The sequence below is a fragment of the Leeuwenhoekiella sp. CH_XMU1409-2 genome (assembly GCF_037029365.1).
Lineage (GTDB): Bacteria > Bacteroidota > Bacteroidia > Flavobacteriales > Flavobacteriaceae > Leeuwenhoekiella > Leeuwenhoekiella blandensis.
Genome location: NZ_JAYMEI010000005.1, coordinates 17,165 through 37,632, shown reverse-complemented (window position 1 = coordinate 37,632; position 20,468 = coordinate 17,165). Strand labels below are relative to the sequence as shown.

General features: G+C 39.9%; 20 protein-coding genes. 10 read left to right on the top strand and 10 right to left on the bottom strand.

The window, feature by feature from the left end; translation table 11 throughout:
* Nucleotides 1–146 precede the first annotated feature (146 nt).
* The 3 genes from WA338_RS06905 to WA338_RS06895 form a co-directional block, all read right to left on the bottom strand.
* On the bottom strand, nt 147–1,406 hold the full coding sequence (locus WA338_RS06905) for an aminotransferase class I/II-fold pyridoxal phosphate-dependent enzyme (RefSeq protein ID WP_009780733.1): 1,260 nt from the start codon (nt 1,404–1,406) through the stop codon (nt 147–149).
* 109 nt (nt 1,407–1,515) lie between these two features.
* A complete protein-coding gene (locus WA338_RS06900; RefSeq protein WP_272985905.1) occupies nt 1,516–2,556 on the bottom strand; it encodes a PLP-dependent cysteine synthase family protein in 1,041 nt (346 codons plus the stop codon).
* 85 nt (nt 2,557–2,641) lie between these two features.
* The gene (locus WA338_RS06895; RefSeq protein ID WP_272985906.1) at nt 2,642–4,723 is read right to left on the bottom strand and encodes a S9 family peptidase; all 2,082 of its coding nucleotides are present in this window, start codon (nt 4,721–4,723) and stop codon (nt 2,642–2,644) included.
* A gap of 113 nt (nt 4,724–4,836) precedes the next feature.
* Between WA338_RS06895 and WA338_RS06890 the strand changes: the two genes are divergently transcribed.
* From WA338_RS06890 to gloA2, 3 genes are read left to right on the top strand one after another with little or no spacing between them, the layout of a single operon-like run.
* Nucleotides 4,837–5,160, top strand: coding sequence for a YbaB/EbfC family nucleoid-associated protein (locus tag WA338_RS06890; protein ID WP_272985907.1), 324 nt, complete (start codon nt 4,837–4,839; stop codon nt 5,158–5,160).
* Nucleotides 5,161–5,173: 13 nt separating this feature from the next.
* Nucleotides 5,174–5,479, top strand: a complete 306-nt coding sequence (locus WA338_RS06885) for a DUF6122 family protein (protein ID WP_272985908.1) — start codon at nt 5,174–5,176, stop codon at nt 5,477–5,479.
* A 9-nt stretch (nt 5,480–5,488) separates the two neighbouring features.
* Entirely contained in the window at nt 5,489–5,872 is a 384-nt protein-coding gene (gene gloA2, locus WA338_RS06880) for an SMU1112c/YaeR family gloxylase I-like metalloprotein (protein ID WP_272985909.1), read from the top strand.
* 6 nt (nt 5,873–5,878) lie between these two features.
* Here the strand turns inward: gloA2 and WA338_RS06875 are convergent, their stop codons facing one another.
* Nucleotides 5,879–6,910 carry an LLM class flavin-dependent oxidoreductase gene (locus WA338_RS06875; RefSeq protein ID WP_272985910.1) on the bottom strand — a complete coding sequence of 344 codons (1,032 nt, stop codon included), beginning with the start codon at nt 6,908–6,910 and terminating at the stop codon, nt 5,879–5,881.
* 86 nt (nt 6,911–6,996) lie between these two features.
* On the opposite strand from WA338_RS06875, the gene WA338_RS06870 reads away from it, so the two are divergent.
* The 3 genes from WA338_RS06870 (at nt 6,997) to WA338_RS06860 (ending at nt 10,177) form a co-directional block, all read left to right on the top strand.
* Complete coding sequence (locus tag WA338_RS06870; RefSeq protein ID WP_272985911.1) at nt 6,997–7,437, top strand: hypothetical protein; 441 nt, start codon at nt 6,997–6,999, stop codon at nt 7,435–7,437.
* A 166-nt stretch (nt 7,438–7,603) separates the two neighbouring features.
* Nucleotides 7,604–8,635: a LacI family DNA-binding transcriptional regulator gene (locus tag WA338_RS06865; RefSeq protein ID WP_272985912.1), complete on the top strand. Its 1,032-nt coding sequence runs from the start codon at nt 7,604–7,606 to the stop codon at nt 8,633–8,635.
* Between the two features lie 213 nt (nt 8,636–8,848).
* Nucleotides 8,849–10,177, top strand: a complete 1,329-nt coding sequence (locus WA338_RS06860; RefSeq protein WP_272985913.1) for a rhamnogalacturonidase — start codon at nt 8,849–8,851, stop codon at nt 10,175–10,177.
* A gap of 82 nt (nt 10,178–10,259) precedes the next feature.
* On the opposite strand, the gene kbl is transcribed toward WA338_RS06860, so the two are convergent.
* Nucleotides 10,260–11,447: a glycine C-acetyltransferase gene (gene kbl / locus WA338_RS06855; RefSeq protein WP_272985914.1), complete on the bottom strand. Its 1,188-nt coding sequence runs from the start codon at nt 11,445–11,447 to the stop codon at nt 10,260–10,262.
* A gap of 10 nt (nt 11,448–11,457) precedes the next feature.
* Nucleotides 11,458–12,420, bottom strand: coding sequence for an NAD-dependent epimerase/dehydratase family protein (locus WA338_RS06850; RefSeq protein ID WP_009780744.1), 963 nt, complete (start codon nt 12,418–12,420; stop codon nt 11,458–11,460).
* A 166-nt stretch (nt 12,421–12,586) separates the two neighbouring features.
* Between WA338_RS06850 and WA338_RS06845 the strand changes: the two genes are divergently transcribed.
* Nucleotides 12,587–13,051, top strand: a complete 465-nt coding sequence (locus WA338_RS06845; RefSeq protein WP_009780745.1) for an Lrp/AsnC family transcriptional regulator — start codon at nt 12,587–12,589, stop codon at nt 13,049–13,051.
* Here the strand turns inward: WA338_RS06845 and WA338_RS06840 are convergent.
* Nucleotides 13,044–13,964: a metallophosphoesterase family protein gene (locus tag WA338_RS06840; protein WP_009780746.1), complete on the bottom strand. Its 921-nt coding sequence runs from the start codon at nt 13,962–13,964 to the stop codon at nt 13,044–13,046. The two genes, WA338_RS06845 and WA338_RS06840, sit on opposite strands and share 8 nt — an antisense overlap.
* 164 nt (nt 13,965–14,128) lie before the next feature.
* Between WA338_RS06840 and WA338_RS06835 the strand changes: the two genes are divergently transcribed.
* Nucleotides 14,129–15,088 carry an alpha/beta fold hydrolase gene (locus WA338_RS06835; RefSeq protein ID WP_272985915.1) on the top strand — a complete coding sequence of 320 codons (960 nt, stop codon included), beginning with the start codon at nt 14,129–14,131 and terminating at the stop codon, nt 15,086–15,088.
* The gene (locus WA338_RS06830; RefSeq protein WP_272985916.1) at nt 15,089–15,688 is read left to right on the top strand and encodes an RDD family protein; all 600 of its coding nucleotides are present in this window, start codon (nt 15,089–15,091) and stop codon (nt 15,686–15,688) included. It begins immediately after the preceding gene.
* A 35-nt stretch (nt 15,689–15,723) separates the two neighbouring features.
* Here WA338_RS06830 and WA338_RS06825 read toward each other — a convergent pair whose 3' ends face one another.
* Nucleotides 15,724–17,913 (bottom strand): M28 family metallopeptidase, encoded by a 2,190-nt coding sequence (locus tag WA338_RS06825; protein ID WP_272985917.1) that lies wholly within the window; start codon nt 17,911–17,913, stop codon nt 15,724–15,726.
* Nucleotides 17,914–18,139: 226 nt separating this feature from the next.
* Here WA338_RS06825 and WA338_RS06820 point away from each other — a divergent pair, with 226 nt between their 5' ends.
* Nucleotides 18,140–18,583, top strand: a complete 444-nt coding sequence (locus WA338_RS06820) for a hypothetical protein (protein ID WP_009780750.1) — start codon at nt 18,140–18,142, stop codon at nt 18,581–18,583.
* Here WA338_RS06820 and WA338_RS06815 read toward each other — a convergent pair.
* Nucleotides 18,580–18,987 carry a response regulator gene (locus WA338_RS06815; protein ID WP_009780751.1) on the bottom strand — a complete coding sequence of 136 codons (408 nt, stop codon included), beginning with the start codon at nt 18,985–18,987 and terminating at the stop codon, nt 18,580–18,582. The two genes, WA338_RS06820 and WA338_RS06815, sit on opposite strands and share 4 nt — an antisense overlap.
* A gap of 142 nt (nt 18,988–19,129) precedes the next feature.
* Complete coding sequence (glyA, locus tag WA338_RS06810; protein WP_009780752.1) at nt 19,130–20,404, bottom strand: serine hydroxymethyltransferase; 1,275 nt, start codon at nt 20,402–20,404, stop codon at nt 19,130–19,132.
* Between the last annotated feature and the right edge of the window lie 64 nt (nt 20,405–20,468).

The following is a 20,468-nucleotide window of genomic DNA, read 5'->3' as shown; positions in this document are numbered from 1 at the left end:
TAACGAACGCTCTTGAAGAGTGAGAAATCCGCAATTCAAAAAGGGAGAGAATTGGGCTTCTTATTTAGGATGAATTCTAAAAAAAGACATAAAAAAAGCCTGATTTCTTTCGAAATCAGGCTCCTCATTTTGTTATCCTTGGTGAATTATGCTTCCATTGAAGCTTGAACACCTGCAGACAATCTTTTATAAGTTCCGTTTTCTAAACGCTCTCTAATTGCTGAAAATGCATCAAGCGTTTCTTCAACATCTTGTAAGGTATGAGATGCTGTAGGTATTAATCTTAGAAGAATCAACCCTTTTGGGATTACAGGATATACCACAATAGAACAGAAAATGCCGTGGTTTTCACGCAAGTCCTTTACAAGCGCCATCGCTTCAGGAATACTTCCTTTTAAATATACCGGCGTAACACAACTTTGTGTCGTACCAATATCAAAGCCACGTGCTTTAAGACCATTTTGAAGCGCATCTACATTCTCCCAAAGTTTTGATCGAAGCTCTGGCATAGAACGCAGCATATCTAGACGCTTTAACGCCCCCACAACCAACTGCATTTGCAATGACTTAGCAAACATCTGTGATCTTAGGTTGTATTTTAGGTAATCTATAATTTCTTGATCTGCTGCAATAAAAGCTCCAGTACTTGCCATTGACTTTGCAAAAGTTGCAAAATATACATCGATACCATCTTGTACTCCTTGCTCTTCTCCTGCTCCAGCTCCGGTAGCTCCTAAGGTACCAAAACCGTGCGCATCGTCGACAAAAAGTCTAAAGTTGTACTTTTCTTTAAGCGCTACGATTTCCTTTAAGCGCCCTTGCTCTCCACGCATTCCAAATACACCTTCTGAGATCAAAAGGATTCCGCCTCCGGTTTGCTCCGCAAGTTTTGTTGCACGCTGTAAGTTTTTCTCGATACTTTCAATATCATTGTGCTTGTAGGTAAAACGCTTACCCATATGTAAACGTACGCCGTCAATAATACACGCGTGCGCATCTACATCATATACAATAATATCATCTTTTGCTACCAATGCGTCTACCGTAGAGACCATCCCTTGGTAACCAAAGTTTAACAAGTAAGCTGCTTCTTTTTTAACGAACGCTGCAAGTTCATCCTGCAATTGCTCGTGTAATGAAGTATGCCCACTCATCATACGCGCACCCATTGGATATGCTGAACCGTATTGTGCGGCAGCTTCTGCATCTACTTTACGAACTTCTTCGTTATTTGCAAGTCCTAAATAATCATTTACACTCCAGGTAATAACGTCTTTACCTTGAAATTTCATACGGTTTGAAATAGGCCCTTCTAACTTAGGGAAAACAAAATATCCTTCTGCCTGTGCTGCCCATTTTCCTAAAGGACCTTTGTCCTTATAAATTTTGTCAAATAAGTCTTTCATACATCAATATTCCAACAAAAAGCTTCTACTCATACTTTTTGTTATTCATTCTAATTTCTTACCAATTTAGGATTATTCAATTCTATTGTACTTCTACAATTTAAAAGTACTATTTAATAAATTCTATTTTTTGTGCTGCAAATTCGTTTTGACTGTCAAAGAATCCTTGCTCATTCATCCAGTCGTCACTATAGATTTTACTCATATAGCTTCGGCCGTGATCAGGAAACATAATTACCACTTTAGAATCTTGATCAAACTCCCCTTGTTCTGCCATTTGGATCGTTCCTTGCACTGCTGCGCCACTGGTATACCCCACAAACAGACCTTCAGTTTTTGCAATCCTACGTGCGGTATGTGCACTATCTTCGTCAGAAACTTTCTCAAAGTAGTCTATCACATCAAAATTGGTAGCTGTTGGGATCAGGTTTTTACCAAGACCTTCTATACGATATGGGTAAATTTCGTTTTTATCAAATTCCTGAGTCTCGTGGTATTTCTTTAGCACACTTCCGTAAGCGTCTATACCAAGAATTCTAATATTTGGATTCTTTTCTTTTAAATATTTAGCGGTTCCCGAAATTGTCCCTCCGGTTCCACTACAAGCAACTAAATGCGTGATCTTACCTTCGGTTTGTTTCCAAATTTCAGGACCGGAAGATGCATAATGCGCATCTGCATTTAATTGATTAAAGTATTGATTGATATAAACTGAACCTTTGGTCTCGCTATGTATACGCTTGGCCACTTGGTAATAAGATCGAGGATCGTCTGCGCTCACATTTGCAGGGCACACATAAACCTTTGCGCCCATTGCTCGTAGCGCGTCGATTTTATCTTTTGAAGATTTAGAACTAACGGCTAAAATACATTTATAACCTTTAATTATACTCACCATAGCAATACTAAAACCTGTATTACCTGATGTAGTTTCTATAATGGTATCACCCGGTTTTAAGATTCCTTTGCGCTCTGCGTCTTCGATGATGTAAAGCGCGATTCGGTCTTTTGAAGAATTTCCCGGATTGAACGCCTCAACCTTTGCAAAATAAGACCCTGGCAGGTCTTTTGTAATTCTGTTAAGTCGTACTAAGGGCGTATTTCCTACCAGCTGAAGGACGTCATTATAAACGTTAAGGTGTTCTTTCATAGAAGAATTATCGTTTCGAGTACTCGTTTAGTATTTCCTAAAACCGTTATTTAAAACCTTGCAAATTTACGGGAAATATTTGGATTTAGTTGGCTTTTCCTGCTAAATCAATTAAAAAGGCATAATCTTTAGCAGTCTCTTTTAAGGCTTCAAAACGTCCTGAAGCCCCGCCATGACCTGCATCCATATTGGTTTCAAAGTAAATTTTTGTGTCTGCAGTATTCTTATCTCTCAGACGTGCAACCCACTTCGCAGGCTCCCAATACTGTACTTGGCTGTCATGATACCCAGTAGTAACCAAGATATTAGGGTAATTTTGCACCGTTACCTGATCATACGGCGAGTACGATTTCATATAATCATAGTACTCCTTATCATTAGGATTTCCCCATTCATCATACTCTGAAGTTGTAAGTGGGATCGAGTCATCAAGCATAGTAGTAACCACATCTACAAAAGGTACTGCTGCGATCACACCGTTATACAACTGCGGAGCCATATTCAAGATTGCGCCCATAAGTAAACCACCAGCAGAACCACCATAAGCATAAAGGTTTTTCTCACTGGTATAGCCTTCTGAGATCAAATGTTTTGAGCAGGCGATAAAATCGGTAAACGTGTTACGCTTTTTAAGCAATTTCCCGTCTTCGTACCAATTTCTTCCTAGATACTCACTGCCGCGAATATGGGCTATGGCAAACACAAACCCATTATCAAGCAAACTCAATCGAGAAGTGGAAAATGAAGGATCTGTGGTGATCCCGTAACTTCCATAGGCATATTGTAGTAACGGATTACTTCCATCTAGTTCTATTCCTTTTCTATAAACTAAAGAAATAGGCACCTTTACACCATCTTCGGCGGTGGCCCAAATGCGTTTAGACTCGTAATTGGCTTTATCAAATTTTCCTCCTAAAACTTCAACTTCTTTAAGCACTTCCTTTTCCTTAGTGATCATATTGAAAGAAACTACAGAGGGCGGCGTATCAAGTGAGTTAAACGCATAGCGTAAATACTGCGTATCAAAGTCGGGATTTATACCACTGTAAGCAGTATAAGTCTCACTATCAAATGGAAGATAATAATCTGCCGTACCATCCCAGCGCTTGATATTGATTTTGTTCAAACCGTCATTGCGTTCTTCGATAACCAGAAAATCTTCAAAAATCTCTACGTCTTCTATAAGCGTATCGTCGCGATGCGGAATCACATCAACCCAATTATCTGCTGAAGTTTGACTAACCGGAGTTTTCATCAGCTTAAAGTTGGTCGCATCATCTTTATTGGTAACCAAGTAAAAATGCCCCTTAAAATGCGAAACACTATACTCCAAACCTCTTGTTCGTTCTTGCAGCACCTTAAACCCAAAATCAGGTCCTTTTGCTTCGGTAAAACGGTATTCTGTGGTTAACGTACTTGAAGCACCTATAAAAATATACTCCTTCGACTTTGATTTAAAAACGCCCACGTCAAAGGTTTCATCTTCTTCTTCAAAAACCAAAACATCCTCTGAAGGATCAGTCCCTAAAACGTGTTTGAATATCTGACTACTACGCAACGTTTGAGGATCTTTCCGCGTATAAAAAATAGTCTTATTATCTCCTGCCCAAATCGCTCTGCCGGTTGTATTTTCAATTCGAGTATCGTAAAGCTCGCCGGTTACTAAATTCTTGAACTGTAACACATACTGTCTTCGGCTTACGGTATCAATACCAAAAACAGCGATCTCGTTATTTTCAGAAACAGAATAACCTGCTTGCTTGAAATAGCTATGGCCTTCAGCCATTTCATTATTATCAAACATCACCTCTTCTGGGGCAGTCATCGTTTCTTTTTTTCGGCAATACAGCGGGTAGTTCTTACCGGTTTCAAAGCGCGTGTAATACCAATATCCATTGTATTTGTAAGGTACGCTGGCGTCATCTTCTTTAATGCGCGCCTTCATCTCTTCAAAAAGCCTTTGCTGTAACGGTTTTGTATGCGCAGTCATTTGCTCGTAATAGGCATTTTCTGCTTCGAGATAAGCGATAACATCAGGATGATCCCGTTCATTCATCCAGTAATATTCGTCAATACGAATATCACCGTGCTTTTCTAATTCGTGAGGTATTTGCTTGGCATCCGGTGGTAAAACCGACGCGTTTAGCGCTTCTAATTGATTTTTCATACAGAACGCAAAAATAGCAGTAATCGCTACAATCAACGAGATTTTTTTAAATTTCTTAAGCTCGATTAAGCACACTAAATTTGCAAAACAACTCTTAATTAAAAATTGAAACTATGTTTGGAGATATGATGGGAATGATGGGCAAGATCAAAGAAGCCCAGCAAAAAGCCGAAGACACAAAAAAACGCTTAGAAAGCGTTTATATAGATGAAAAAAGCAGCGACGGACTTATAGAAGTTAGCGTGAGCGTTGCAGGACAAGTCAAGAAAGTAGACTTTAAAGATGAGCTTCTTGAAGACAAAGAGCAATTAGAAGATTATCTTATTCTAACCTTGAATAAAGCGCTTTCAAGAGCTAAGGCAACTTACGATCAAGAGCTTGCTGCAGTGGCAAAAGAGGGTATGCCAGACATTCCCGGGCTTGAAATGTTTAAATAAGTAAAGCTTTAGTTTGTTACAAACACTTGTACATTACAGCTTACATTTTATTATACCCGGGTTAATTGCCCGGGTATTTTTTCCTGAGTATTGGATTAAAGCCTGGTTAATTATGATCGCCACCATGCTTGTTGACCTTGATCATTTGCTAGCCAGCCCTATATTTGATCCCGATAGGTGCAGTATCAATTTTCATCCGCTTCACTCCTATTGGGCTATCGCCGGGTATTGTATCTTGTTTTTTATTCCAAAATGCAGAGTAATCGCCATCGGACTTTTATTTCATATGCTTACCGATTTTCAAGACTGTCTCTGGTAATTTTATCTTATGCTTCAAACCATCCACCATATCGCAATCATTTGCTCAGACTATCCTACATCTAAAACTTTTTATACTGAAATTTTAGGCCTAGAGATCATTAAAGAAACTTATCGCGAGGAACGAAAATCATACAAGCTTGATCTGGCTTTAAATGGCAACTATATTATTGAGTTATTCTCGTTTCCTAATGCCCCGCAACGGGTTTCACGCCCTGAAGCGCAAGGCCTGCGTCATCTGGCATTTTCGGTAAACGACATTGAATCAGCCATTGATGAGCTCAATGCAAAAGGCGTTACTACAGAAGCCATTCGCGTTGATGAAATTACCGGAAAACGCTTTACCTTTTTTGAAGATCCAGACCAGTTACCACTGGAATTGTATGAAATTTAATCCCGCTTAAACCAGTACTTCTATAGCATCAAAAACTTCGCTTACCAGTTTGTACGACTTTAAACGCGCCTCCTGATCATAAATATTGGCGATCACAATAATTTCATTTACCTGTGTCTCTTCAACAAAGGTTTTTAATCCTTCAGCAATAGTTTCTTTAGAACCTATAAAACTGTAATACATCATTTTTTCGATCTGCATACGTTCCATAGTGCTCCATTCTGCGTCCATACTTTGCACCGGTGGTGGCAATGGTTTTCTTGTATTACGGATCACACCCAGCATAAATTTCTTTGCGCTGGTTGCGAGGTATTCTGCCTCCTCATCTGTATCTGCAGCGATGATATTGAGACAAGCCATAGTATAGGGTTTATCTAACTGGGCAGAAGGTTGAAAGTTTTGATGATATAAACGTAATGCATCGTGCAAATGAGTGGGTGCAAAATGACTTGCAAAGGCGTAGGGTAACCCCTTTTTACCGGCAAGCTGAGCGCTAAAAGTACTCGAACCCAATAAATACAACGGAATATCAAGCCCTTCTCCCGGTGTTGCTCGTACGGCTTCAGTACTGTTTTCTTCTGAAAGATACATTTGCAACTCATTGATATTATTAGGAAAATCTTGAACCGTTTCCTGTTGATATCTTCGCAATGCCATCGCTGTACGTTGATCGGTTCCCGGCGCTCGGCCTAAACCAAGATCAATACGATTAGGGTGAATTGTGGCCAACGTCCCAAATTGCTCTGCTACAACTAATGGTGCGTGATTGGGAAGCATTACTCCGCCAGAACCCACACGAATACGTTCTGTTCCCTGCGCTACATGATTGATAAGAATTACCGGGGATGCACTGGCTAAACTTTCCATATTGTGATGCTCAGAAATCCAAAACCTGTGGTAACCAAATTGCTCTGCATGCTGTGCTAAATCTAAACTGCGTGCAATAGCTTCTTTTGCAGTGATGCCTTCTACAATAGGCACGAGATCTAAAACTGAATATTTTATTGAGGACAACGTAGTATTCTTTGTATTTTTCATAAAAATTTAGTCTCTACATAAGACGCATCCTTACGTAGAAATCCTCCTGATTTTGTACGCTGACTGTCTTTATAAATAACTACACCATGAGAAAAATCCTCTATCTCGCTCTAGCCTTCACACTACTAATAAGTTGTAAACAAAATACTTCAAAAACACCTGCTTCAAACTTTCCTATTAGTGTAGGTTGCTATGGATATTCTGATGAAAATTCAAACATTACCTTTCAAGTCACCCGGGTAGATCCCATAGTACAAGGAACACTTATTTATAATTACGCAGAAAAAGACCGAAATTCTGGTAGCTTTAGTGGCTCAATAGATCAAAATATTATTCTTGGCACCTATACCTTTATTTCTGAAGGAATTGAAAGTACACGTCAAGTTGCTTTTAAGATTGACGGCGACCAACTTATTGAAGGGTTCGGCGAGGTTACTTCGTCTGGGAAAATGATGGCTTTTAAAAATGCTTCAGATCTAAATTATAACGGCGACATCACACTTACTAAAAATCAATGCGCGAATTGACGCCATTTTTATACAAGTTTGAAACCACTAAGTGTATTTAGCCAAATGCGCGCAGCTATTGCTATTGCTGAATCGATTTAGTGTGAAATACACATTTAAAAATTCCATACCCTAGATTTACAGCATTTTGGGTAATTTTATTTAAAATAATCACCTCAGCTTATCTATGAAGAAAAAAAGACCTTCTCTTAAGGACATTGCAGAAGTTTTAAACGTCTCTACCACTACAGTTTCGTTTGTTTTAAACGGAAAGGGAGAAGAAAAAAAAATATCAAAAGAACTTATTGCTAAGGTAGAAGCTTACCTAAAAGAGATCAATTACAAACCTAATCTTGTTGCCCGAAGCCTGCGTACAGGAAGTACACGGGTTTTGGTTTTTATGGTTGAAGATATAAGCAACCATTTCTTTTCAAAAGTAGGACGACTCATTGAAGACATTTCTTATAAAAATGATTACCGCGTACTTTTTTGCAGTACCGAAAACGATTTAAAACGCACTCAGGATCTCATTCATCTTTTTCACGAGCGCCAAGTTGATGGTTTTATTATAGTTCCGCCATTAGGTATTGAAGATGATATTAAACATCTGATGGAGCACGAAACCCCGGTTATCCTTTTTGACCGAAAAATACCTTCGCTAAATACCGATTATGTAGTCATCAATAACTTCGAAGGTGCAAAAACATCAACCAAACACCTCATTGATTCCGGTTATAAAAATATCGCCTACATTACGGTAGATCTCGATCAAGGTCAAATGCAAGATCGGGAAGCGGGTTATCGCGCTGCAATTGAAGAAGCCGGTTTAAATGAAATCACGCTCAAATTACCATTTAATACCACGACGGTTAGTGAATCTCGAGAAAAGCTTAAAGATTTTATCAAAGAGCATAACGACATAGACGCTATATTCTTTGCCACAAACTACCTATCGCAAAGCGGCCTAAAAGGCATTCATCAAATAGACCCTAATCTCATCAATAAATTGGGGATTATTAGCTTTGACGATAGCGGGTTTTTTGAAATGTACTCGCCTACCATAAGTGCTTTTGCTCAGCCTATTAAAGAAATGGCCGAACAGCTTATGCGCATCATGCTTAAAAAGCTAAAAGAAAAAGATACAAAACCAGAGTATCTAACCTTAGAAGGAAAACTTGTAGCACGGGAGTCTTCGCAACCCAAGACAACCAAGCTCTAACTTTAATTTTTTCCTCATAAATGTGCGCCGTTCCTTCTTAATAGGAGAACGGCGCATCTTTTTTTAATTCAATTACCTTTAGTAAACTACATCAAATCAAGCCTCCTAGTAGTATCGCTTTGACTTTACAATAGATTGAACGTTGCAGGACACCGCAGGATTACTATATCGATATATATGAATACTTTTAAGTGCTATCGAATTGTAAAAAATATGATGAAATCACTCCAGAGTTACACGCTTAATACTTTATTAATTTTAACACTAGTGCTGCCATTAGGTGCTTTTGCTCAGGATAAATTTCCTGACGGAAGTATTATTCCAGAATGGTTTCACGACACCACACCTACCGATATTGCTACCTTGGGCAAACAGTATAGACTTACCGATTATGGTGTAGTCAAAGACAGTACGCGCATTCAGACTGAAAAAATCCAGGCAGTTATTGACACTGCTTACGCACAAGGCGGAGGCGTAATTATTGTGCCCGAAGGTACTTTTCTAAGCGGTGCTCTTTTCTTTAAACAGGGCACACACTTATATCTTGAAGAAAATGGAGTTCTAAAAGGAAGTGACGATATCAGCGATTTCCCTGTTGTGGTGACGCGTATTGAAGGGGAAACCGGCAAGTATTTTCCCGCTCTTGTAAATGCTGATGGAATTGACGGCTTTACCATTTCTGGTCAGGGAACCTTAGATGGAAACGGTCTGCGCTACTGGAAAGCTTTCTGGCTAAGACGAGAATGGAATCCTGATTGTACTAATAAAGATGAAATGCGCCCACGTCTGGTTTACATTTCTCATTGTAAAAACGTTCAGATTTCTGATATTAAACTGAAGAACTCTCCTTTCTGGACAACGCATTATTACAAAAGTGAATACATCAAACTTTTAAACCTGCATATCACTTCTCCTAAAGAACCTGTAAAAGCACCAAGTACCGATGCGGTAGATATTGATGCCTGCCAAAATATGTTGATCAAAAATTGTTACATGGCCGTTAATGACGATGCTGTAGCTTTAAAAGGCGGAAAAGGTCCACACGCTGATGAAGATCCAGACAATGGTGAAAATAGAAATATTATCATCGAAGACAACACCTATGGTTTTTGCCACAGTGCATTGACTTGCGGAAGTGAATCTATTCACAATTACAACATCATTTTCCGCAGAAGTACTGTAGATACTGCACATCGTATTTTTTGGCTCAAAATGCGTCCTGACACTCCCCAGCATTATGAATACATCACTATTGAAGACATAAAAGGAAGTGTGAGAAGTATGATCTTAATTAAACCCTGGACACAATTTTTCAACCTTAAAGGTGAAAAAGATATGATCACTTCTCAAGCCAATAATATCACCATGAGAAATATCAAACTTTCTTGCGAAATGGGCTTTAATATTGAAACCTCAGACCAATATGAGCTTTCTAATTTTTCGTTTGAAAACATCAAGTTAAAAACCTCAAATGCAATGCTTGACAACACGAACAATATTGCAAACCTGAAGCTGGATGCTGTTGATGTTAAGACCAAATAAGATCAAAGTATTGACTTAAAAATAAAAAAACCTCACGCCTTTGACGTGAGGTTTTTTTATTTCAAAAGTGTGTTGTTGTATCTTAAATAACATCCAAAGCTTTACCTACTTTAGTAAAAGCAGCTACAGCTTTTGTGATATGTTCGTCCTCGTGTCCTGCAGAAAGCTGTACACGAATACGTGCTTTTTCTTTAGGTACTACCGGATAGAAAAAGGCAATTACATAAATCCCTTCGTCCAATAATCGAGCTGCAAATTCCTGAGCTAATTTTGCATCATACAGCATAATAGGAACAATAGGATGCTCTCCAGGGATGATGTCAAAACCGGCATCGGTCATTTCTTTTCTAAAACGCTTCGCATTATTCTGCACTTTTTTGATCAAGTCACCAGACTCGCTCAGCATATCGATGGCTTTGATCGAAGCTCCGGCGATTGCCGGTGCCAGTGTGTTAGAAAATAAATAAGGTCTTGATTTTTGACGCAACATATCTACAATCTCTTTGCGAGCTGCGGTAAAACCGCCCGAGGCTCCGCCAAGGGCTTTACCATAAGTACCGGTAATGATGTCAACGCGACCCATTACTTTATTATACTCATGAGTTCCTTTACCGCTCTCACCAATGAATCCTGTGGCATGGCAATCGTCTACCATAACCATTGCGTCATATTTTTCTGCCAGATCACAAATTTTATCCAGCTGTGCGATGGTACCGTCCATAGAGAACACCCCATCGGTTACAATCAATTTTCTACGCGCTCCTGAAGCTTTTTTCAATTCTTCCTCAAGCGCTTCCATATCGTTATTTTTATAACGGTGACGCGCTGCTTTACACAAACGTATTCCGTCTATGATACTTGCGTGATTCAATTCGTCTGAAATGATCGCGTCCTCTTTCGTCAAAATAGGTTCAAAAACACCTCCATTTGCATCAAATGCCGCAGCATACAGGATACAGTCTTCCATCCCTAAAAACTCAGCGGTCTTACGCTCTAACTCTTTATGAATATCCTGAGTCCCACAGATAAAACGCACTGAAGAAAGTCCAAACCCGTGACTTTGAATGGCTTCAATTCCCGCATTAATGATGTCAGGATGTGCTGAAAGTCCTAAGTAGTTATTAGCACAAAAGTTAAGCACCTCACTCCCCTGCTGCGTATTGATTTCAGCACGCTGTGGTGTAGTAATGATGCGTTCTTCTTTATAAAGACCAGCTTCTTTTATCTCTTCTAATTCGTGTTGTATACTTTCTCTTACAGATGTAAACATGATTTTATTTTTAGGCGAAAACGCTCAGGTTTCTATTTTTTTTTAACTCCAGACGATAGATCATCTCTTCGGTCATACGCTTTAGATCGTAACTGGGCTCCCAACCCCACTCTTCTCTGGCACAAGTATCGTCTAAAGAAATCGGCCAGCTTTCTGCAATTTGTTGACGGGAATCTGGTTGATAGGTCACCTCAAAAGCAGGAAATGTTTTCTTGATTTCTGCAGCGATAATTTCTGGGGAAAAACTCACTCCTTGAATGTTATAACCTACGGTCTTGATATCGCGTTTTGACGCTTCCATCATTCTAATGGTAGCATCTATCGCGTCGTCCATATAGAGCATAGGAAGCTGTGTATCAGGCTTAAGATAACAAACAAATTCCTCATTATTAATGGCTTTATGAAAAATATCTACAGCATAATCTGTAGTTCCGCCGCCGGGTAACGACTGATAGCTAATTAAACCGGGATAGCGCAGGCAACGAACATCCATATCATATTTTGCGTTATAATATCGTGCCCAGTGCTCTCCGGCTACTTTGCTAATACCGTAAACGGTAGTCGGATTGAGACCAAAATCCTGAGCTACGTGTTCCTGTCTAGCATCTGGACCAAAAACAGCAATCGAACTTGGGAAAAATACTTTCTGAACGTCATTCAAACGTGCAGCCTCTAAAACATTAAAAAATGTGGTATTGTTTAAATCCCAAGTTTTTAAAGGTTGCTGTTCTCCCTTCGCTGAAAGTACCGCTGCCAAATGGTAAATTTGAGTAATATGATGATTGCGTACCACCTTATCCATGGCTTCAAGATTAGTCGCATCGAGCGTTAAGGTCTCGCAATTGAATTCGTCCCGAATATTTAGATCGGTTGCAACAACGGCTTCGCTTCCGTATTTGTATATTAAAGCTTCAGTTAAAGCTGTTCCCAGCTGACCAAAAGCTCCGGTAATCAATATTTTCGGTGTGCTCATATCCTATCAATTTTTCAATATAAAATTAGAAAACAGACAGAAACAACCTTTTAATTATCTGTTAAATAGAAAAAACTAAGTGTTTTATTCTGTTGAAACAAACTTTAAACCTATTTTTATCTGATACGATCTATATATTATTATTCGTTCAGTAATTTTATCTGTCATGACCGAAAAACTTGATGAAACCGACCTGAAAATTTTAAGAATTCTACAAGAGAATGCTAAAAAGACTACCAAAGAAATTGCAGAGCAATTGCACCTTACAGCTTCTCCGGTATATGAGCGTGTACGACGCTTAGAACAAAAAGGCTATATTAAAAACTATGTAGCCTTGCTTGACAAGAAAATGCTCAATAGACCTGTGACCGCGATCTGTATGGTCTCGCTGCGCTATCACAATGAAGGATTTATTGACACTTTTGAGCGTCAGATCAAAGAGTTGGTAGAAGTTCAAGAATGTTATCATATGGCAGGTAAAGTAGATTTCTTCTTAAAAATCCACTTAGAAAGTCTAGAGGAATATCACGAGTTTGTGCGTACCAAACTCTCAAAAATTCAAAATATTGGCGTTTTGGAAAGCTATTTTGTGCTTAAAGAAATTTACAACACTACGACCATCGCTATTTAAGCGGCGTTTTATAATCTGACGCCCGTTTAAAGCCTTGTATTTTTAAATGAGCTTCGTCGAGTTCTACGATACTAAAGCTATTGTTCTCGAGTCCCTCATAGTCTACCATTCCCAATTGGGTGATGTAGTGAATTCCCTTTATCGTTTTGAACTCTTCCTTGTGTACGTGTCCGTGAAAACATGCGACCACTTTTTGAGAAGCTTCCATAACCTCCTGCACTTCTTGATGATTGGTAACATGAAACTTTGAACCTTCTTTATAAAAGGGATAAAGCGGATGATGACAAAAAACTAAAACAGGCTTTTGCGCTTGGCTCAAAGTCTGCTTAAACCAACGTAACTCTTCCTGCGGTATGTTTGCGTCTTCCCAGTCGGCACCTTCAGCATAAAAATGATCAGTTCCTTCTGCATCATAATTTGCATCCAGCACAACACAAACAAACGCTGAAGTTTCAAATGAATAATAACTTTTGGCCTGCTTCTGTCCTGTATTTTTGATAGTATTTAAGAAGTCGGTTTTACGTATGCTGTCTACATCGTGATTCCCCAATGCGTGATAGCCATCACCATTATAAGTTTGAAAAACAGTCTCGATTTCCTGCAAATACTTTAAAGTCTCTTGCTGATTTGCTTCTGCCCCTTGATCTTTAAAATCTCCCAAATGAATTAAAAAATCCAGTTGTCCTTCATTTAAAGCTTCAATTGCTTCTTTCATTTTTGGTAAAGCATCGCGGTAAAAACGCGTTCCTGCCGGTTCACGATCTGCATAATGCGAATCTGTAATGATCCCAAAACGCAAGGGTTTTACAACGTTCTTAGCACTCCAAAGTACGCTTGGCATAGCGAGTACTGTGGTTCCGCTAAGGGCAAAAAGTTTGAGAGAACTGCGTCGACTTATGCTGGCTTGTTTCATAGATCACAAATTTAGATTTAATCTGATAGATAAAAACTCTCCCGTTATAGTTTAAAGATTTATTAAAGAGTTGAGTGCTGGTAGCAGATTTAGTAATCTTGAATATAACCTTTAAATACGCTATTTTGAAAGAATTGATGCTTTCCCTCCTTTGTTGTTTCGGTATGTTTTTTCTTCAAGCTCAAGAAGATCAGTTAGAACTCCTAGACCTTCAACTGGCAAATTATGAGTATCCTTATGAAGTGACTACTATTGAGGTACACGCTCAAAACCAAACGCTCGAAATGGCTTTTATGGATGTCAAACCGAAGAACTACAACGGGAAAAACATCATGCTGTTACACGGTAAAAACTTTAACGGTGCGTATTGGAGCACCACAATTGAAGCCTTGACCGCAGAAGGTTTTCGTGTGATCGTTCCCGATCAAATAGGATTTGGAAAATCGGCTAAGCCCGATTATTTTCAATATACGTTTCAGCAATTGGCGTTGAACACTAAGGCTGTTTTAGACAGTATTGGTGTTGAAAAAACTGCAGTCTTAGGACATTCGATGGGCGGAATGCTCGCCACCCGATTTGCTTTGATGTTCCCTGAAACTACCGAAAAACTGATCTTAGAAAATCCTATTGGTCTCGAAGATTGGAAGTTGAAAGTACCTTACAAACCGGTTGAATGGTGGTATAAAAACGAATTGAAAAAGAGTTATTCTTCAATAAAAAACTATCAACTAGAAAGTTATTACGACGGGAATTGGGATCCTTCTTATGATGAGTGGGTAAATCTGTTAGCAGGCTGGACGCTTAATTCTGATTATGAAACCATCGCTTGGAATGCAGCGCTTACCTACGAAATGGTGTTTACCCAACCGGTCGTCTATGAGTTTGAGAAAGTAAGTGTTCCCACCTTACTCATCATCGGTACTCGAGATCGTACTGCGCTAGGCAAGAATCTGGTAAGTGACGAAGTGCGCAAAACGATGGGGCTGTATGACAAATTAGGGAAAGCTACACAACAGAAAATCCCTAACAGTCAATTGGTTGAAATTTCCAACACCGGTCACCTGCCGCACATTGAGCGTTTTGAAAAATTTATTGCACCTTTGAAGACCTTTTTAAGCAATTAAATGAGTTCAGATCAAACCCCGCAAATCAATCTTAAACAAAGTTCTGATGAAGAGCTGGTAAAAATCATTACGGTTCAGGTGCATCACTATGAACCGCATACCGTAAAAGCTGCTGAAGCCGAAATCGAACGCCGCGGAATTGACAAAATGCGTATGGCGCATTTGGTTAAAAAAGTAGCGCAAGAAAATACCGCGGTTCAGGAAATTCAGGATTACGTCACCACAACATGGATGCGGTTTGTGAATTTTTTAATCGACTTTATCGTATTTGTATTGTTGGTACTCATAGGTAGCTTATCACTAGATTCATTTTTTGTGACCTCAAATAGTGATTTTCTCCTATTCATTGGTTACGGTATGGTGATTCTTATCTTCTTGCTATATCACGGTCTTGCCGAATACTTCTTTCAGAAAACCGCTGGTAAATATGTCACGAACACCAGGGTAGTGACCAAAGATGGAAAAAAGCCGGGAGCAGGCACTATTGCTTTGCGTACGCTATGCAGGTTAATTCCTTTTGATCGTATTTCTTTTTTAATTACTAAAAACGGCTTTCACGATCGTTTCTCTAACACTAAGGTAATAAAAGACCCCAGCTAAAAGCTGAGGTCCATTACTAGTTTATTTGAAGCCTTTTATCCCATTTTTACGAGTTCGTCAAGTTTACTCTTAAAAGTAATAAAGGTCTTTGCCAACTTTTCAATTTGCTCTTGAGCCTCTTCAAAATTCTTTTGTTCTATCGCTTCACGCACGCCGGGTAAGGTTTTGACACCATAACCTGTATAGAATCCCGGAGCGTAAATTTGATGTTTGAACCAAGGACGTCTAGGCAATCCGCTGTCGCTCAATAAAGCTTTTTCAAGATCTTTCAGCTTCGCGTTTACCATTTCCTGTTTTGATGCACTTAAGCTGGTAAAATCGGTTTTTGAAAATCCCTGAACACTTGCTTTTACTGAAGCTAAAGCGTTTTGCAGGGGTGAGAAGTCAAGGTAAGGCACATCGCTTTCTGCTGTGGGAGCCTTCAAATTATCTTTAGGATCTGCGGCGAGCACATAGGCTTTTTCTGCAACCAGTTGCTGTTGCTTTTCAGCTTGCTTTCGCATGGAATTGGTAGTTTCAATAACTTCATCCATATATTCTGAAACCGTTTTATACCACGCGTTCAATTCAAAAGGTAAAATATCGGCGTTTGCCATGCGTAAGGTTATATGTCCGGCAGTTTTTGCTAAAGTCACTCCGTATTCAAAACCGGGATCTTTAAAGCGCGTATAATGCGTGTAACTATCAAAAATCGTATGGTATTCTCCACCCGAACTTTCACCACCAAAACCAAGGTTTAGGGAAGGGATCCCGGTATGCTGAATAAACGGTGTATAATCTGATCCTGAGCCTAAGGCCGAAAGTCCAAAAGAACTGTCCCGTCCAGAAACTTTAGCGGCCGCAGCGCGACGTTCTACAAGTGAAACTCCCGTTTGCGGATCCTCGATATCGCTGGCGATTTCCTGAACCATCGTCTCCAGCGTATGCGAGCCGCCCACTCCTAAAAATCCGCGACCATTCCCATCGGTATTGATATATACCACAGCTTTTTCTTTAAGTAGGTCCTGATGATCTTCTACCCATTCGGTAGAACCGATCAAGCCGGGTTCTTCGGCATCCCACGCACAATACACGATCGTACGTTTTGGCTTCTTTCCTGCTTTTGCCAATTCTCCTACGGCACGAGCTTCTTCCATCAAGGCGACCATTCCGCTTACAGGATCTGAGGCACCATGAACCCAGGCATCGTGATGATTCCCACGCATCACCCACTCGTCTGGATACGTAGCTCCTTTAAGTTTTGCAATAACATTATACGCCGGCTGCAACTGCCAGTCAAACGCTAATTTTAAATGCACTTTTGCCGGTCCCGGACCTATATGATACGTCACCGGTAAACCTCCTCGCCAAGAAGCGGGCGCAACCGGACCTTCTAAGGCTTCCAGAAAGGGTTTTGCATCGGCATACGAAATAGGCAATACCGGGATTTTGGTAATGGTAGGAGCATCTTTACGGTCGAGACGCTTGGCATTTTTGGTCGCTCCATAACCCGGTGTTAACACATCTCCCGGGTATAAGGGCATATCCATCACACTCCCGCGTTGTACGCCGGTTTCGGGCTTAAAAGCACCTTCGGGATACACATCTCCTTGCACATAACCATCATCTGCGGGGTCAGAATAAATGATACAACCTATCGCTCCTTTTTCGGCGGCGAGCTTTGGTTTGATACCGCGCCACGAACCGTAATATTTAGCAATGACTATCTTCCCCTTTACATCAATTCCCAATTTTTCTAGTTCTTCATAATCCTTAGGGACGCCATAGTTCACAAATACCAGCTCTGCAGTCACATCACCATCTGTAGAAAAGGCATTGTAACTGGGCAATAGGGCTTCTCCCTGCTGGGTGTATTTATCTTCGGCAATAGGTTCTGGTGCTAACGCAGCTTTAAATGTGGTGGGAGCCGTAAGCTCTAAAAGTCGAAGCTTAGGATACGGAAACAATACCTGATATTCTTCAATCTCAGCATCGTATCCCCAGGATTCAAACTGTTCTTTCATCCATTCGGCATTCTTTTTACCGTATTCGGTACCTACATAGTGAGGTTCTGCAGCCATAAACTGCATCCATTCGTCAAGATTTTCTTTTTTCAGCTTAGCATCAAATTGCGCTTCTAAAGCCAACTGCTCCTGTGCACTTTGAGGAGTAAACCCTTGAATAGTTTGCGCCATTGCTGTGTACGACCACGTGCAAAGCAATAACAAAACGTAATGTTTTTTCATAAATAATTCCTTGTGTTAGTTTAGACTTGATGCTCATAAGTTAAGAAATAACTCCGGGGCAACTCTCATACACTAACCTAAGCAGGTCACTTTTATGAATTCTAAAAATATTGAGGAGTTAATTGATTAAATTGGCAAGAATTTATTTTGATGTACCTTGAAAAAATAATGCGTTTTGTTTATCGTTTTAGACTAATTTCGCCCGCCTTAAAAACTAAAAAATTAGATGCAAAAGAAAGCACTTATACAAGAATTACGCTTACGCTTAAATGCAAAACTCAACCAATTGCAGGAAACAAAAGCCAATCTTATCGAGTCGCGTGACAGCGATACCAAAAGTAGCGCCGGAGATAAATATGAGACGGGGGTAGAAATGATTCAGCAGGAACTGGAGCGTACGCAAGGGCAAATCGATCAAGTAGAAAGACAGAAGGATTTTTTAAACCGCATCAGTATGACGCCCAATACAATTATTGGCGAAGGAAGCTTGGTCATCACAGACAAAGCAAAATACCTTATCGGGATTCCTTATGGCGAACTCAAACTGGAAACCGGCAATGTGTACTGTATCTCTAGCGCGTCACCTATTGGCGAACTACTTACCGGCGCACAAAAGGATGATGTTATCAGTTTTAGAGAACAGAAGTTCACGGTAACCGAAATTCATTAACCCGTAGCCAATAAAGATTGAACCATATTTAAAAGCGCATTAGGTCTGATAGGTCGTTCAATATAACCTTTAACTAAAATATGATCTGCAAAAGCTGCCTTTTGTAGGGAACCAGGATCCAGCATCATAAAGACCTCTGTGCGCTTATCGATCTGCGGCTGAAAGGTTTCGATCTCTGAGAGAAATCTTGCTATACAGTGTGAAGATAAATTACCTGAAAGCAGAATGGTATCAGGATATTCCTTAATAGTAAAGCGCTGCTCACCTAAAAAGTACTTATATCCCGCTTCACAAGAATCAAAACGTTTGATGACGATTTGGCCATATTCGTTCTTAATCAGACGCTCAATGAGATCTCGGTTCACCCGATCTTCATCAATTATGTAAATCACTTTTGCAGACATCGTTACCCCTAATTTGATGACTATAAATTATATTAAAACACTCGGCGAAATAAAATCATCCTGCGCTATCCTGATTCTTTTTTAACAAAAAAACCGACCATCTAGGTCGGTTTTCATCAAAGTAACTTGTAAATAAGTTATATTAATGCTTGAATAAAGGTCTGTGTCCCATCATGTTATTTACCTCTCCTGCAATTTCTTCAAGCTTCTCATCATCTTGATAATTTACAATTGCAGCATCGATAAGCTCAACCACTTTTTTCATATCCTCTTCTACCAATCCACGAGTCGTTACGGCAGCAACACCAATACGCATTCCTGAAGTTACAAAGGGTGAACGGGTATCAAACGGTACCATATTTTTATTAACGGTAATATCTGCTTTTCCTAATGCTTCTTCTGCATCTTTACCGGAAATATCTTTATTTCTCAAGTCGATCAACATCATATGATTGTCGGTTCCGCCGGAAATGATATCATAACCTTTAGCTACAAATTCAGCCGCCATAACCGCAGCATTTTTCTTAACCTGAACCATATAGTGTAAGAAGTCATCAGTAAGCGCTTCACCAAAAGCGATCGCTTTTGCTGCGATGATGTGCTCTAATGGTCCACCTTGATTTCCAGGGAAGATTCCGCTGTCTAATAAAGACGACATCATTCTTAGGTTTCCGTTCTTCAGCTTGATTCCGAATGGATTTTCAAAATCTTTCCCCATCAAGATCAAACCTCCACGTGGTCCTCTTAAGGTTTTATGTGTTGTAGTTGTTACAATATGACAATGTGGTACAGGATCACCTATGATTCCTTTTGCGATCAAACCAGCAGGATGTGCCATATCGCATAATAAAATTGCTCCTACTTTATCTGCGATCTCACGGAAACGCTTATAATCGATCTCACGGCTATATGCTGAAGCACCGGCGATGATCATTTTTGGCTGCTCTTTTACCGCAAGTTCTTCGATCTTATCATAGTTCAATAAACCGGTTTCCTGATCTACCCCATAAAACACAGGGTTATATAAACGACCAGAAAAATTTACAGGCGAACCGTGCGTCAAGTGACCACCATGTGCAAGGTCAAAACCTAAAAAAGTTTCGCCCGGCTTCATCACTGCATGAAAAACTGCAGTATTTGCCTGCGATCCTGAGTGTGGCTGTACGTTTGCGTACTCGGCACCAAAAAGTTCTTTAGCGCGGTCGATGGCGATTTGCTCTACCACATCTACCACTTCACAACCTCCATAGTAGCGCTTTCCGGGATACCCTTCGGCGTATTTATTGGTAAGTACAGAGCCAGCAGCTTCCATCACTTGCTCGCTGACGAAGTTCTCTGATGCAATTAACTCTAAACCATTAAGTTGACGTTGTTTTTCTTCCTGAATAAGATCAAAGATTTCAGTATCCCGTTGCATGCTTTATAAAGTTTGTTAAATTAGGTGCAAAAGTAGTGATTCCAATTGGTTGGTACTATTTTAA

Bases quoted from the DNA above. Each gene is read 5' to 3' on its own strand.
- WA338_RS06820 (WP_009780750.1), top strand. From the start codon at position 18,140: ATGCAAAAGAAAGCACTTATACAAGAATTACGCTTACGCTTAAATGCA.
- WA338_RS06835 (WP_272985915.1), top strand. From the start codon at position 14,129: ATGTTTTTTCTTCAAGCTCAAGAAGATCAGTTAGAACTCCTAGACCTT.
- WA338_RS06830 (WP_272985916.1), top strand. From the start codon at position 15,089: ATGAGTTCAGATCAAACCCCGCAAATCAATCTTAAACAAAGTTCTGAT.
- WA338_RS06815 (WP_009780751.1), bottom strand. From the start codon at position 18,987: ATGTCTGCAAAAGTGATTTACATAATTGATGAAGATCGGGTGAACCGA.
- WA338_RS06840 (WP_009780746.1), bottom strand. From the start codon at position 13,964: ATGAAACAAGCCAGCATAAGTCGACGCAGTTCTCTCAAACTTTTTGCC.
- gloA2 (WP_272985909.1), top strand. From the start codon at position 5,489: ATGCTTCAAACCATCCACCATATCGCAATCATTTGCTCAGACTATCCT.
- WA338_RS06870 (WP_272985911.1), top strand. From the start codon at position 6,997: ATGAGAAAAATCCTCTATCTCGCTCTAGCCTTCACACTACTAATAAGT.
- WA338_RS06845 (WP_009780745.1), top strand. From the start codon at position 12,587: ATGACCGAAAAACTTGATGAAACCGACCTGAAAATTTTAAGAATTCTA.
- kbl (WP_272985914.1), bottom strand. From the start codon at position 11,447: ATGTTTACATCTGTAAGAGAAAGTATACAACACGAATTAGAAGAGATA.
- WA338_RS06850 (WP_009780744.1), bottom strand. From the start codon at position 12,420: ATGAGCACACCGAAAATATTGATTACCGGAGCTTTTGGTCAGCTGGGA.
- WA338_RS06825 (WP_272985917.1), bottom strand. From the start codon at position 17,913: ATGAAAAAACATTACGTTTTGTTATTGCTTTGCACGTGGTCGTACACA.
- WA338_RS06900 (WP_272985905.1), bottom strand. From the start codon at position 2,556: ATGAAAGAACACCTTAACGTTTATAATGACGTCCTTCAGCTGGTAGGA.
- WA338_RS06905 (WP_009780733.1), bottom strand. From the start codon at position 1,406: ATGAAAGACTTATTTGACAAAATTTATAAGGACAAAGGTCCTTTAGGA.
- WA338_RS06895 (WP_272985906.1), bottom strand. From the start codon at position 4,723: ATGAAAAATCAATTAGAAGCGCTAAACGCGTCGGTTTTACCACCGGAT.
- glyA (WP_009780752.1), bottom strand. From the start codon at position 20,404: ATGCAACGGGATACTGAAATCTTTGATCTTATTCAGGAAGAAAAACAA.
- WA338_RS06865 (WP_272985912.1), top strand. From the start codon at position 7,604: ATGAAGAAAAAAAGACCTTCTCTTAAGGACATTGCAGAAGTTTTAAAC.
- WA338_RS06860 (WP_272985913.1), top strand. From the start codon at position 8,849: ATGATGAAATCACTCCAGAGTTACACGCTTAATACTTTATTAATTTTA.
- WA338_RS06875 (WP_272985910.1), bottom strand. From the start codon at position 6,910: ATGAAAAATACAAAGAATACTACGTTGTCCTCAATAAAATATTCAGTT.
- WA338_RS06890 (WP_272985907.1), top strand. From the start codon at position 4,837: ATGTTTGGAGATATGATGGGAATGATGGGCAAGATCAAAGAAGCCCAG.